This is a genomic window from Solitalea koreensis (assembly GCF_900182575.1).
Taxonomy (GTDB): domain Bacteria; phylum Bacteroidota; class Bacteroidia; order Sphingobacteriales; family Sphingobacteriaceae; genus Solitalea; species Solitalea koreensis.
On the sequence record NZ_FXSZ01000005.1, the window covers coordinates 214,458 to 228,070 of the forward strand.

Here is a 13,613-nt window from a genome sequence, read left to right on the forward strand (position 1 = left end):
AATGTGTATTAGTGTTCGTGAGGAAGAAAATTACCTGATTCTTTAACTTTTGTAATAAAGATATCGTTGATACTTGGGATAACCTCTTCAAATCCATGTATACTTATTTTGGGAATAAGAATTTTTAACAGATCATTGGAAGAATAATCCTTTAACATTTTTACGGTAAGTTTTCCGTACTCTCCATCCGAAGTGTTTTCAATCACATCAAAAAGAGTTCCCGCCTCACTATTCAATGAAGGAGCCGGTCCGCTGAAATTAATTTTATATGTATCGGTACGGTAGGAATGTTTAATATCCTTTACTTTTCCGTCGAGTATTTTTTGGGATTTGTTAAGTAAGGCAATTGAATCACAAAGTTCTTCAACGGATTCCATGCGGTGAGTAGAGAAGATGATCGTGGTGCCTTTTTGATTCAGCTCTAAAATTTCATTTTTAATCGTTTCTGCATTGATGGGATCAAAACCTGAAAAGGGTTCATCAAGGATCAATAATTCGGGGTCATGTAAAACAGTGGCTACAAATTGAACCTTCTGTTGCATACCTTTAGATAGTTCTTCCACCTTTTTATGCCACCAACTTTGAATTTCTAATTTTTCGAACCAGTATTTCACACATTGAATCGCCATTGGGCGACTTAAGCCTTTAAGCTGAGCTAGATACAATACCTGTTCACCGATTTCCATTTTTTTATAGAGACCGCGTTCTTCGGGCAGGTAGCCAATTTTTGAAATATGATTAGGGTTTAGTTTTTCACCATTGAAAAAGACCTCACCACTGTCGGGTGCTGTAATTTGGTTTATAATACGGATCAGAGATGTTTTTCCCGCACCATTTGGGCCCAATAAACCAAAAATGCTTCCTTTCTCAATTTCCATGCTCACGCCATCCAAAGCGGTATGATTGGCATATTGTTTAACAATATTTCTGATACTTAACATTAGTTTAAAATTTTAACTAAAGATACTCTTCATTGGATGAGATGCAAATAGTCATGGTGTTATGGAACTTTTTCTGCGAAAGCTTTTGCTTGCCAGTAGTTTTATATGAGGAATGCCGGGTTGGTAGTATTTAGGCATAAACACATAAACTTAATACACCTAACCAAAATCACGTGAGGTACTTACTTATGTCATAAAATATCCTAAAAACAGAGGATAAATTTGAGAACAATTTTCAAAATTGAAACATATGGCTTGATAGCCACAATGGTTTTTTAACCAACACTTACGATTTATTATGCATAACTTAAGTCAGTGAATTGGTTGCTTTACTCAAATGATTAAAAAGCTTTTGCTATGGAAAAAATTATTGCTGCGTTTGATGGTCTCAGATTCTCGGATAGCACAAATAGGTATGCTATTGATTTGGCCAAGCAGCATCGGGCTCATTTGGTGGGTGTATTTCTTGACGATTTTACACGCCGAGGCTACAGTGTTTATGAAACGGTGTTGTTAAAAGGGGTTCCTGTTGAAAAATTAAAGGATTTTAATGAAAAGGATAAAGAATCAAGAGTGCAATCAGTAGCAAAATTTGAAAGTGCTTGTCGGGAAGCAGGCTTGAATTATAGTGTACATCACGATGCTAATTTGGCTATCCGTGAATTATTGCATGAAAGTGTGTTTGCAGATTTATTGGTGATTGATTTTCATGAAACATTTAACAATCGAGAAGAAGTCCCACCTACGCATTTTATTACTGACCTTTTAAGTGATGTACAATGCCCGGTTTTATTGGTACCCAATAAATATAAATCTATTGAAAAACTATTGTTGTTGTATGATGGTAGGCCTTCATCTGTATATGCGATAAAAATGTTCAGTTACCTCCTGCCTAATCTAAAACACGTTGAAACAAAAGTGATTACAGTTAAATCAGAAAGTGTATCACACCATGTTCCAGATAATAAGCTTGTAAAAGAGTTTATGAAACGACATTTCCCCAATGCGGATTATACAGTCTTAAATGGATACCCTGAAACGGAAATTGTACAAAGTTTGAGAACAGAGGGGGAGCATAGTCTGGTGGTCTGTGGTGCTTATCGAAGAAGTGCCGTTTCCATGTTTTTTAATCAAAGTATTGCAGATACGTTAATGAGAGAAGTAAAAATGCCTTTATTTATTGCTCACAATAAATGATGTTAGATATCGGCTCTGCATGCAAAAATGAATCTTCAAAAAAGATACACCAAGCATAAGCGCTGCAGTTTTGGTTATTCCATGAATTTTCTACTTTCTTATGTATAACCTTTTATTTGAATGTTGCAGCATTGATTTATTGGATTTCATCCGGATGAAATCCTTCGTCTGTTGAAAAACCTTCGTGGTCATCTTCAGGAAAAGTCGGGTCTGCTTCTTCACTAATTAAAGTGCCCATTTCATTAAATCGTAAATAGTAGGTTAAATTGTTTTGAGTGATTTCAACTTCATAAAACACGTTTTGAAGATCTCTCACCTTTTTTATTTCACTCAAAAAATCATCCCGAAAATGTTCCTGAATGTACTCCGAGATTTTATAGGGTATAACTTCCATATTTTCGATCATGGTATAAAATGAATTACGCTATAAAATTACGATAAGCATCTTCTTTTAAAAATGATCAAAATCATATATTTAGATAGGATTTATCATTTCAAATAATTGATAAACAGCTTCTTATTTGTATTTGAATGTCCATGTGCTCCCATTCTTTTGTTATTGACGATAATCAGTTTAAACAATGGTTCATATCATAAACCATTGTAAAAAAATAAAATACATTTAAAAATGATTTAGTTGTTTCAGAATCCATTACAAAAACGGTGTTAACCTCCCGATTCATTTTCTGTGCTTTTTGATTGTAAACAGGTATATAGCTAAAAAAGTATGAACTGGTATCAGCTAACTCTTGATGAGCTATTTAAAAAGTTGCGTTCAAATCAATTTGGTTTAACAACTAAAGAGGCCGCTTTACGCATGCAACATTATGGTCTCAATGAAATCCACGAACAAAAGAAATGCCCTCCGCATATCATGTTTCTGAACCAATTCAGAGATTTTATGATCATTGTGTTGATCCTATCAGCTACAATAGCAGGATTTTTTGGAGACATCATTGATACATTTATCATCCTTCTCATCGTCTTAATCAATGCCATTATTGGATTTGTACAAGAATATAAGGCTGAAAAAGCCATGGAGGCCTTAAATAGAATGGCTGCCATCCATGCTGTTGTTATTCGGAACCGAATTCCTACAACACTCATCGCAACTGATATAGTTCCTGGCGATGTTGTACTACTTGAAGCTGGAAATGTTGTACCCGCTGATTTACGTATTGTAGAAAACCATCAACTCAAAGTTGATGAAGCCTCTCTTACAGGCGAATCAATAGCAGTTGAAAAAGATTCAGCACCTATTGGTGAAGAAAGTATTGCACTAGGAGATAGAAAAAATATTGCCTTTAAGGGAACAAATGTTGTAAACGGTAGAGGAAAAGGTATTGTGGTAGCCACAGGTATGAATACAGAACTAGGGAAAATTGCCAGCTTGATGACCGGTGATGAAGTGAAAACTCCATTGCAAAAGAGATTGGCTGTTTTTGGAAAAAACTTAGCCATGATTGTTTTGGCTATTTGTACCATCGTTTTTACAGTAGGTTTAATTCGTGGTGAAAAACCATTACTAATGTTACTCACCTCGATTTCGTTGGCTGTTGCAGCTATTCCGGAAGCTTTACCAGCGGTAGTAACCATTGCACTGGCGATCGGTGCAAAAAAAATGGTTCGTCAAAATGCATTGGTGCGCAAGCTTCCTGCAGTAGAAACACTCGGTTCGGTGACTTATATCTGCTCAGATAAAACGGGCACTCTTACCCAAAATAAAATGATTGTAGAGGAAGTGTATATTGATGGAACCAATTTTTACAAAAAAGACGCACTTAAGGAAACATTGAATGAAAAAGAAAAATTGATATTCATGGCAATGGCATTAAGCAATGATGTATCTGATTATGTAGGCTCTCGCCCCATTGGTGACTCTACAGAAATAGCCTTACTTGAAATGGCAAGAGCACAAGGGTTTAACAAAAATGAATTAGAACAACTATTTCCAAGGGTGGCTGAAATTCCTTTCGATCCTGAACGGAAATGCATGACGACCATTCATAAGTTTAATGGTGAATACATTTCATTCACCAAAGGCGCATTAGATGTACTGTTACAGAAAACAATCGGATTAACAAACGAAGAAAAGGAAAAATTACTGCAGACATCGCAACGAATGGCCGCTGATGGATTAAGAGTATTGGCTTTTTTTATCAAAAAAACAGATAAGCTTCCTTTTCCTATTTTACATGAAAAAATTGAGTCGGAGCTTACCATTTTAGGTACGGCAGGTTTGTTTGATCCGCCTCGCCAAGAAGTAAAACAGGCTATAGATGAATGCAAAACAGCGGGTATAAAACCGGTAATGATCACCGGAGACCATCCTCTTACTGCTTATTCCATTGCAAAACGATTAGGGATTATTGAATCAGAAGATGACAAAGTTTTTACCGGAGTAGAATTGACTGCTAAATCATTACAAGAATTTGAAGAAAAAGTTGATCACATTAAAGTATATGCCAGGGTTTCACCTGAACAAAAATTAAAAATTGTAAAAGTTTTGCAAAACAGGGGGCAGTTTGTTGCAATGACAGGCGACGGTGTGAATGATGCACCTTCATTAAAAAAGGCCGATATAGGAATTGCTATGGGGATTAATGGAACAGATGTGTCAAAAGAAGCCGCTCACCTAATTTTACTTGACGATAATTTTGCCACCATTGTAAAGGCCGTGAAAAGTGGCCGCCGAATTTTCGATAATATCCGAAAGTTTATCAAATACACTATGACGAGCAATTCAGGTGAGATTTGGACAATATTTCTGGCACCGCTTTTAGGGTTACCGTTGCCCTTGTTACCAGTTCATATATTATGGATCAACCTGGTTACAGACGGGCTGCCGGGCCTCGCATTGGCAGCTGAACCTGCCGAAAAGGGAATTATGAAGCGGCCGCCGCGGCCTCCTAACGAAAACATTTTTGCTAAAGGTTTGGGTACACATATTTTGTGGGTTGGTATATTGATGGGTAGTATTACAATTATTAGCCAAGCCCTGGAAATTCGTCTTAACAATCCAAACTGGCAAACTATGGTATTTACCGTTTTATGCTTAAGTCAAATCGGTCATGTTCTTGCTATACGTTCCGAAACTCAATCTTTCTTTAGCCAGGGCCCTCTCTCTAACAAACCATTACTTGGGGCAGCTATACTTACTTTTATCCTGCAACTATGCACAATTTATATCCCTTTTTTAAACACGGTTTTTAAAACAGCCCCCCTTTCGTTGCACGATTTATTTATTACTATAGGGTTGTCGTCAGTTGTTTTTGTAGCTGTAGAGTTTGAGAAAATTTTTAAAAGAGCATTGAAAAATAGAGCTTGGGGAAGTGGTATGTTATCGGCTAATGAGAATATTTAGCGGCTTCAATTCTTCTAAATTATCACTAGCTAATTTCAAAATTGCAAGAAAAGGTAATGACAATACCATCCCTGATACTCCCCATAAAATTCCTCCAATGATTATGGCAATGATTGATGCCCATGTATTTATATTCAGCTGGGCACCAACCACCATTGGAAATATCAAATTGGCTTCTAAGTATTGAACAAAACCAAAAACCGCAATAACTCCTATTGGAAGCCAAATTGAATCTGAACTTAACCAAGCAACAGAAATGGGTAATAAAGCACTTATTATTATCCCAACATAGGGTACAATGGTCATTACTGCTGTTAACATTCCAAATAATATCGCATGCTCTATACCCAGTAATAATAAACCGAAACTGTTTAAAACGCCTACAATCAGGTAAACGGCAATCATTCCCTTTATATAATTGAAATATGTTTTAATTATTTTATCTAAAACTTCATGCAATTTTTTATGCAGGCTTTCTCCAACCATTAATTCCAATACTTTTACAAAAGTACCTCGGTTGAATAAAAATAAGACCGTAAAAACGGGGGTGATAAACATTAAAAACAACATTTTTATAGTGATAGAGATGGTGCCTCCCAATAATGATCCAGCATCTTTTGTGATACTTGAAAATACGTTTTCAAACCAATTGCTTTGCTTATCGATCGGAATGTTCCAATAAACAGTCAGCCATCGTTGCAAATCAGTTGTTAGTAGTTCAATTTTTTTTATTAGTTCAGGAAGATCCTTTTGAAATGTTTGAATTTCAAGTATTAATATCCAAATCAACAATACAGAAAGGAGGGATAGAATTGATAATAACAGGGTAATTGCAAGGCTTCGCGGACATTTTTTTTCTTCTAACCATTTACAGGCAGGGTAGAGTATCATTGCAATTAAAAATCCAAAGCATAATGGAACAAACAAATCTTTACCCCAATAAAGGATAAAACCTGACAGTAAAATAATTTGCAAATATTTTAAAAGTAATGAAAAGGTAATGTTACCCCTATACATACAATTTTGATTTGCTGTGAAATTGAATTTATCCTTTTACTTTTTTTCAAATCTTCCTATTTTTTTGGTTAGCTTAAAACGATACACAATTGCCACTTTCATGGTACCTAACCCATGAGTAGGTAAGGCTGTTTCGCTAACTATTATCGGCAAAAGTTGCTTAATTAACTTTTGCATAGCATCGTTTCGATCGGGTTCTTTAGTTAATTCCTCATATTCACCCCATGCTATCACACTTTGCCAATTGGCTAAATTCTCGATCTCGTCTACTTCAAAACATACCTTCGGATTTTGTCGCATCATCTTAATTTTCATACCATCGCGTGAGTGGGCATACACATATTCGCCATCATACACATAACTTACCGGTACAATGTACATAGTATCATCAGCATAGCAACCAATACGGCCAATGTTTTGACTTTTTAAAAGCTCTTCAATCTGACCGCTGTTTAATTCTCCTAACATTAACTTGCAGATTTTTAGTATTATAAATGTATTTTAGTTTTATACATAAATCAATGATTACGGTCAGTTTTAATGCTGATACTCATTAATGAAAATCTGGTATGATTATGTTAATATAATTGAACAACCAATAAATTATAACAACCAAAATTATGTTTTATGAAGAACTATATGGCGAATTGGGTAAGTTGTTTTACTACCTGGCCGCTGTTGATGGCAAGGTCCATCCATCTGAAAAAGAATCGCTGATTAAGCTTATTCACCAAAACTGGGAGCCTATAGAAAGTTCTAAGGATAAATTTGGAAGCAACCAGGCTGATATAATCGACTTTTCTTTTGAATACGAAGAGGAAGAGGGTTTTGAGGAAAATGAATGGGAGTCGTTTGAATCATTTTATCATGCAAACCGATCGAAATTCACTCCTGGTTTAATCAGCAATATTTTGAAAACAAGTGAAGCCATTGCAGCTTCTTATAGAAAAACGAATAAAAAAGAGCAGGAAGTGTTGGATAGGATGATAAAGTTGTTTAAAAGTTAATGTAAGTGATCTTTGCCCTTTTTTAATGACTTTTCTGGGAAGAAATTGAATCAAAGCTTAGAAAAGTTAGCATTATTGATAGGACTCCTTATTATCATTACTATTTTGTTTATGCCGCAAAAAAGCGCTGGAATACTATTATATCGGTTTAATAAATCATCGTATGAGGTATTATTGGTGCATCCTGGAGGACCATTTTGGTCAAAAAAGGATTTGGGCGCATGGTCTATTCCCAAAGGAGAATTTTCTGAACATGAAGAGCCTTTATCTGCGGCAAGGCGGGAGTTTACCGAAGAAATAGGTATGCCGGTAACCGGTGAATTTATTCAGCTTACGTCTGTTAAACAAAAGGGCGGTAAAGTTATTTATGCCTGGGCACTGCAAGGTTCTATCAATACTGAACACATCAAATGCAACACGTTTGAAATAGAATGGCCACCTAAATCAGGTAAAAAACAAGAATTTCCCGAAATTGATAAAGCTGAATGGTTCAGCTTTTCAGAAGCAAAACAAAAGATTAACCCAAGCCAGGCCGCTTTTATTGATGAATTGATAAACAGGCTTAATCCAACGCTTTAAGTATCATTTCATTGATATCTACCCTTAAATCATACTTTTTACTGATTATAATCATTAGTTATCTTTTTGGTAGTTAGTAAATTAGGATTGGAAACCTATAGTATGTAACTATGAAAAAGATCTTCGCCTTATTAACTATGCTGACACTAGCCTTGTCTGTGTCAGCCTTCCGAATAGAACATGGAAACAATGTTGCAATCAATCAACCGGTAAATGAGAATCTTTATATCGCCGGTGGCACCATTACAATTAATGCGCCCGTTCATGGCGACCTGATTGTAGCCGGAGGAACAATTGTTATCAACGATACCGTTACAAATGATATTCTGCTGGCGGGAGGCAACGTTACCTTTAATGGCTTTGTAGGAGATGATATTCGTTGTGCAGGAGGTGACCTTCACATCGTTAAAAACGTTACAGGGGACGTGGTCGTTGCAGGCGGAAAAGTGATGATTGACCAAGGTGTTGAAATAGGTAATCTGTTGCTAAGTGGGGGAGAGGCAACTCTAAATGGCAAAGTAAAGGGTGAAGTGAAATCAGCCGTTGGCAATTTTACATTCAATGGAAGTGCACAAAAACTGGTCTGTCGTGCCGGCAAGATTGATTTCAATGGAACCGTTATGGGCAAAACCATTATCGCTGCACCTGAAATTGTTATTGGTTCTGATGCTATATTTCATGATGATGTTCGTTATTGGAATAAACAAGGGAGTTTGGATTTTAAACAATCCCTAAAAAATGGAACAGCCATTTTTGATCCCTCATTAAAAATAGAACGAGGCGGCTGGCACGTTCTTGGATTTTCCTTGTTGGGAGTGCTCTGGTTTATAGGAATGGCCTTTTTGATGATCATCTTGTTGCAATATTTTTTCAGCCCAACCATGAAAAATGCAGGCGATACCTTCATAACAGACTCTTTAAAATCACTTGGTGTGGGTTTTCTTTTTCTGACGGCGTTTCCTGTGCTTATCATCCTTTCTTTTGTTACAATAATCGGATTACCGGTAGGGGTTATATTGCTGTTCTTTTACATTATGGCGCTATTATTTGCCACCACTATCACCTCGGTAGTGGTGACCAACTGGATTCATAACCGAAAAAATTACAAGTGGAATTTTTGGCAACTTGTAGGTGTTGCATTAGGAATTTTTACGGTGCTGAAACTGATTTCTTTTATACCGTTTATAGGATGGCTATTTATGCTGATAATGGCATGTATTGCATTTGGGGCCATTTTGTTAAATATTCAGTGGAGGAGAGAGCATCAACAACCCGAAGTTATTGAATGATGATTAACGAGTTGTGCGATTTGATTTTAAGATACTGATTTTCAATAGTGGTCGGTTTGAGCGTCGAAAACTTGTTGCCAAAACGCTTCGACTCCGCTCTGCGTGCCATTCTTCAGTCAAGTCGCATGGGGCATGCCTCCCTTGCCATGGTGATACATGATTTTAAAAAGCGGTTTTATATAGTGGTGATGTTAACTATACCTATTATGCTGTTATCTACTATGATACAGCATTGGCTTAATTTTTTATTGGTGTTGTCTTCTTTTGTATTTTTTATGGTGGATGGCCTTTTCTAAAAGGATGGCTAACTGAAAATCAAGGCTAAGAATAAAGGCTCCAAAATCTGGCCTGGGCAACAGGTTATAACATTATAGCATTGCCCTTAGTAGCCGGTATTCTTTATAAATGGGGGTTTTTATTAAGTCCTGCTGCTGGCGCTGTTTTAATGAGTTTAAGTACAGTAAATGTTGCGATTAATGCCACTTTGCTCAGAGTGAAATAAAAATAGAGGGATTTACTAATTCTATTACGAAACTTAGGTAGTCCTTGCTTTTTAAGCATTGTTCTTTATTCTCTTTATCCATTTTAGTGCTTCAAACCAAATTACCGAAATGAAACCTATACCAATACTAATAAGCAATTGAACCCTGCTCAATGTTGCTAATTGAAAAAAATGAGTTAATGGTTTGACAAAAAGGAGCAGTCCTGTAATAATTACGGTACTACTAATCATAAGGAGGATCAAATTGTTCTTATATCGCATTGTTGTGATCATAGAATAATAAAACGAACGATTGACAAAAGTCAGAAAGATATTAGCTGTTATCAGTGTAGTGAAAACCATAGCCCGGGTAATGCCCTCACTGTAGTTTTGCAGCACGGCATACTGATAGGCACTCAAAGTCCCTATGGTAATGATTAATCCTTGTATTATACCTGTAGCTAGTTCTTTCCAATTGAAAAAAGTAGTTGTAAATGGTCGAGGTTTTTGAATCATTGTGTTTTTTTCCATCGGCTCATTTTCATAAACAATAGAGCAGGTAGGCCCCATGATCAATTCCAGAAAAATAATATGTATGGGTGAAAATATATTAGGATAGATCCACCCCAGGGCTAAAGGAATAAATACAGTAAGTATGATCGGGATATGAATGCTGATAATATACAGAATGGCTTTTTTAAGATTTGCATAAATTCTTCTCCCCATTGTTATGGCATCAACCATTTTTGAGAGGTCATCTTCTAAGAGGATCAGGGAGGCTGTTTGTTTTGCAATCTCAGTTCCCTTTTTACCCATTGCTATACCAATATGGGCGGCTTTAAGAGCGGGTCCATCATTTACACCATCTCCCGTCATGGCTACAATTTGATTGTTTGTTTTTAAGGTATTAATGATTTTTAGTTTCGCACTGGGAAACATGCGTGTAAATACATTCGTAGTCATTACTTTTTCATGCAATTCGCCATCATTTAAGAGCATTAGTTCATCACCACTTAAACTTTTTTCATACCCTCTAAACCCAATTTGTTTGGCAATTGAAGTGGTCGTCGCAGCGTTATCGCCCGTGATAATTTTTACCAGAATTCCGGCTTTATAGAAGTTTTCAAATACGGATTGGATGTTTTTCTTTGGGGGATCGTAAAAAGCAACAATTCCTTTAAATTGAAATTGAAATTCTTGTTGTATTGCAGGATACTTATCGCCTTGAAAACTTGATTCACCAACGCCTAATACACGATATCCTTCTGTTGTCAAGATTTGGATGGCATTTTCAATCTGCTGTTTTTCGGTTACAGATAAGTTCGATATATTCATTAATGCTTCGGGTGCACCTTTCGCTGCTATAATACGTTTTCCGGAACGATTCTCGAAAATATGGGTCATCATGGGTGGTTTGCCTTCTAATGGATATTCATGAACCATTTTGTAGAACGGTCTTTCATCTCCATTGTTCAGTTGTGTATAAGCCTGATGCAAAGCTACTTCCATTGGGTCGAAAGGAATGGGCTCGCTTGCCCACATTGCTAACCTAATGAGTTCTTTTTCAGTATCTTCAATTAATTCATCGGCTGTGTGAATTTTTTGAGTTGAAGGCACAAATAGTTTTGCCAAACTCATTCTGTTTTCGGTGATCGTGCCTGTTTTATCGGTGCATATAATAGTGGCACTTCCCAACGTTTCCACAGTTTTAATCTGCTTTACCACAATTCCCATTTTCATTAAACGCCATGCTCCCAGCGCCATAAATGTGGTAAAGGCAACAGGGATTTCTTCAGGCAAAATACTCATGGCAAGGGTGAGCGCCTTTAGCAAGCTATCCAATACATCATGACCATGGAAATAATTAAGTGCCCATACAATTAAAAAAACGATTGCTCCGGCAAAAATCATTTTCTTTACGAAGTCATTAATCTGAATTTCTAATGGTGTTTTTTCCTCTTGAATGGACTCCAGACTTTGTCCGATTTTACCAAGTTTAGTTCGGATACCAATAGCTGTAACTGTAGCAATGGCTAGTCCGCTTGTTACGGTCGTTCCCTGGTAAATAAAATTATCCTTTTGGGTTCGATCTTTAAAAACGGGTAAAGATTCGCCTGTTAGTATGGATTCGTTTACCGAAAAATCATTTGAATGAATAATGATTCCGTCAGCGGCAATAAGGGAGCCTTCTTCAACTACCAAATGATCACCAAGAACTATTTCTTCGCTTTTTATTTCTTCAACTTTGTCATTTCTAATCACTTTGCAATTGGGCTGGGTAAGGCTTTTTAGTTTATCCAATGCATTGCGACTTCGTGAATCTTGATAGATAGAAATACCACTCACCAGTACAATAGCAGCAGCTAAAAAAATGCCGTCGCCTATTTCTCCACTAATAAAATAAATTGAGGAGGTAATCAATAATAAAATTACCATTGGTTCTTTTATTAAGCTTTTTAGACCAATAAAAAAACCAGTCTCTTTTTTATAATCTGCTTTATTGAAACCGTGTTTTTCCCTTGCCTGGAGTACTTGGTCATTGGTTAGACCCTTTATGTGGAAATTGTTTGCAGGCATGAATGAGTTCTCAAGGAGGTTTCAAAACTGACGCTTCTACTAATTTAACAGTTTAATCTCGAAACTTTTATTGTTTTAAAAGGTATCATTAATATAAAACGGGCAATGAATAGCTCCTTAACCCGTTTTATAAATGATAATGTAATTTGAAATTAGTGAGGAAGTTTGTTTTTTATCAGTCCGTAGAAATAAGTACCGATAAGTGCGCCAAACACAACAATAATCATCACAAGGTACCCCTGGCCAATATTTACAAACATGGGTCCCGGACAAGCGCCTGTTAACGCCCAGCCCAAGCCGAAAATAGTACCCCCTATGATGTAACGCGGCCATGACTTTTCCTTGTTATGAAATACAATGGGTTGGCCACTATAATCTTTTACTTTAAATCTTTTGATTAAATAAACAATTAATACACCTAAAATAACTGCAGTTCCAATGATTCCGTACATGTGAAAAGATTGAAACCTAAACATTTCCTGTATGCGATACCATGAAACAGCTTCTGATTTACTCATCACAATACCAAACACTATTCCGGCTAAAATGAATCTAATTCCTTTCATACTTTGCTTGTTAAATTAATTGTTAAAAGATAAAGGGCATTAGCAGGTGAGTCATTATCAATCCTCCGGTAAAGAAACCTGCAACCGCTAATAATGATGGCGTTTGAAAATTGGAAAGTCCACTAATTGCATGGCCAGAGGTACATCCACCTGCATACCGGGAACCAAAACCAACTAAGAAACCTCCTCCAAGCAATACGGTTATTCCTTTTATGCTCATTAAAAAATCAAAACTAAAAACCTGTTTCGGGTTGATTTGTCCGTCGAAGATAATTCCTAAGTTTTTTAGATCATGTATCGTGGCTGCGGAGAGTTTTAAAGGCTCATTCGTTTGAAGAAATAGCATTGAAATTACGCCTCCCATTACAGATCCCACAAGAAACAATAAGTTCCAGTGTTGGCTTTTCCAGTCGAAGTCAAAAAAATCAACTTTTTTTCCGGCGCCACAGGCTGTACAAATGGTTCTTAAATTTGATGAAAAACCGAAAGATTTTCCGAAAAACAATAATAAAGCCATGATTAAGGCAATTAATGTACCCGAAACATACCATGGCCATGGTTGTCTGATTATTTCTAACATTTTTAAATATGATTA

Annotated in this window: 12 protein-coding genes; 5 read left to right on the top strand and 7 right to left on the bottom strand. The window is 36.4% G+C overall.

Annotated features, from left to right (window positions below):
• Positions 1-8: 8 nt before the first annotated feature.
• Positions 9-941 (bottom strand): ABC transporter ATP-binding protein, encoded by a 933-nt coding sequence (locus FN756_RS09875; RefSeq protein ID WP_142603818.1) that lies wholly within the window; start codon positions 939-941, stop codon positions 9-11.
• Positions 942-1,298: 357 nt separating this feature from the next.
• Here FN756_RS09875 and FN756_RS09880 point away from each other — a divergent pair, with 357 nt between their 5' ends.
• Positions 1,299-2,138, top strand: a complete 840-nt coding sequence (locus FN756_RS09880; RefSeq protein WP_142603819.1) for a universal stress protein — start codon at positions 1,299-1,301, stop codon at positions 2,136-2,138.
• A gap of 136 nt (positions 2,139-2,274) precedes the next feature.
• Here FN756_RS09880 and FN756_RS09885 read toward each other — a convergent pair whose 3' ends face one another.
• Positions 2,275-2,544: a hypothetical protein gene (locus FN756_RS09885; protein ID WP_142603821.1), complete on the bottom strand. Its 270-nt coding sequence runs from the start codon at positions 2,542-2,544 to the stop codon at positions 2,275-2,277.
• 321 nt (positions 2,545-2,865) lie between these two features.
• Between FN756_RS09885 and FN756_RS09890 the strand changes: the two genes are divergently transcribed.
• A complete protein-coding gene (locus tag FN756_RS09890; protein ID WP_142603823.1) occupies positions 2,866-5,502 on the top strand; it encodes a cation-translocating P-type ATPase in 2,637 nt (878 codons plus the stop codon).
• Here the strand turns inward: FN756_RS09890 and FN756_RS09895 are convergent.
• Together FN756_RS09895 and FN756_RS09900 are read right to left on the bottom strand one after the other, a co-directional pair.
• Positions 5,479-6,477 carry an AI-2E family transporter gene (locus FN756_RS09895; protein ID WP_221929047.1) on the bottom strand — a complete coding sequence of 333 codons (999 nt, stop codon included), beginning with the start codon at positions 6,475-6,477 and terminating at the stop codon, positions 5,479-5,481. The genes FN756_RS09890 and FN756_RS09895 overlap by 24 nt on opposite strands.
• Before the next feature lie 78 nt (positions 6,478-6,555).
• The gene (locus FN756_RS09900) at positions 6,556-6,987 is read right to left on the bottom strand and encodes a pyridoxamine 5'-phosphate oxidase family protein (RefSeq protein WP_142603826.1); all 432 of its coding nucleotides are present in this window, start codon (positions 6,985-6,987) and stop codon (positions 6,556-6,558) included.
• A gap of 152 nt (positions 6,988-7,139) precedes the next feature.
• On the opposite strand from FN756_RS09900, the gene FN756_RS09905 reads away from it, so the two are divergent.
• The 3 genes from FN756_RS09905 to FN756_RS09915 all read left to right on the top strand — a co-directional run bounded on the left by FN756_RS09905 (position 7,140) and on the right by FN756_RS09915 (position 9,394).
• Positions 7,140-7,526, top strand: coding sequence for a hypothetical protein (locus FN756_RS09905; protein ID WP_142603828.1), 387 nt, complete (start codon positions 7,140-7,142; stop codon positions 7,524-7,526).
• A gap of 111 nt (positions 7,527-7,637) precedes the next feature.
• Complete coding sequence (locus FN756_RS09910) at positions 7,638-8,105, top strand: NUDIX domain-containing protein (RefSeq protein ID WP_142603830.1); 468 nt, start codon at positions 7,638-7,640, stop codon at positions 8,103-8,105.
• A gap of 110 nt (positions 8,106-8,215) precedes the next feature.
• On the top strand, positions 8,216-9,394 hold the full coding sequence (locus FN756_RS09915; protein WP_142603832.1) for a hypothetical protein: 1,179 nt from the start codon (positions 8,216-8,218) through the stop codon (positions 9,392-9,394).
• Between the two features lie 553 nt (positions 9,395-9,947).
• Here the strand turns inward: FN756_RS09915 and FN756_RS09920 are convergent.
• The 3 genes from FN756_RS09920 to FN756_RS09930 form a co-directional block, all read right to left on the bottom strand.
• Positions 9,948-12,452 (bottom strand): cation-translocating P-type ATPase, encoded by a 2,505-nt coding sequence (locus tag FN756_RS09920; RefSeq protein WP_142603834.1) that lies wholly within the window; start codon positions 12,450-12,452, stop codon positions 9,948-9,950.
• Positions 12,453-12,604: 152 nt separating this feature from the next.
• Entirely contained in the window at positions 12,605-13,018 is a 414-nt protein-coding gene (locus FN756_RS09925; protein ID WP_142603836.1) for a DUF6691 family protein, read from the bottom strand.
• Positions 13,019-13,040: 22 nt separating this feature from the next.
• Entirely contained in the window at positions 13,041-13,598 is a 558-nt protein-coding gene (locus FN756_RS09930) for a YeeE/YedE family protein (protein ID WP_142603838.1), read from the bottom strand.
• Positions 13,599-13,613: the final 15 nt, after the last annotated feature.

What these genes read in the sequence shown, in the direction of transcription:
- FN756_RS09875 (WP_142603818.1), bottom strand. Translation starts at nt 941, where the DNA reads ATGTTAAGTATCAGAAATATTGTTAAACAATATGCCAATCATACCGCT.
- FN756_RS09880 (WP_142603819.1), top strand. Translation starts at nt 1,299, where the DNA reads ATGGAAAAAATTATTGCTGCGTTTGATGGTCTCAGATTCTCGGATAGC.
- FN756_RS09885 (WP_142603821.1), bottom strand. Translation starts at nt 2,544, where the DNA reads ATGATCGAAAATATGGAAGTTATACCCTATAAAATCTCGGAGTACATT.
- FN756_RS09890 (WP_142603823.1), top strand. Translation starts at nt 2,866, where the DNA reads ATGAACTGGTATCAGCTAACTCTTGATGAGCTATTTAAAAAGTTGCGT.
- FN756_RS09900 (WP_142603826.1), bottom strand. Translation starts at nt 6,987, where the DNA reads ATGTTAGGAGAATTAAACAGCGGTCAGATTGAAGAGCTTTTAAAAAGT.
- FN756_RS09905 (WP_142603828.1), top strand. Translation starts at nt 7,140, where the DNA reads ATGTTTTATGAAGAACTATATGGCGAATTGGGTAAGTTGTTTTACTAC.
- FN756_RS09910 (WP_142603830.1), top strand. Translation starts at nt 7,638, where the DNA reads ATGCCGCAAAAAAGCGCTGGAATACTATTATATCGGTTTAATAAATCA.
- FN756_RS09915 (WP_142603832.1), top strand. Translation starts at nt 8,216, where the DNA reads ATGAAAAAGATCTTCGCCTTATTAACTATGCTGACACTAGCCTTGTCT.
- FN756_RS09920 (WP_142603834.1), bottom strand. Translation starts at nt 12,452, where the DNA reads ATGCCTGCAAACAATTTCCACATAAAGGGTCTAACCAATGACCAAGTA.
- FN756_RS09925 (WP_142603836.1), bottom strand. Translation starts at nt 13,018, where the DNA reads ATGAAAGGAATTAGATTCATTTTAGCCGGAATAGTGTTTGGTATTGTG.
- FN756_RS09930 (WP_142603838.1), bottom strand. Translation starts at nt 13,598, where the DNA reads ATGTTAGAAATAATCAGACAACCATGGCCATGGTATGTTTCGGGTACA.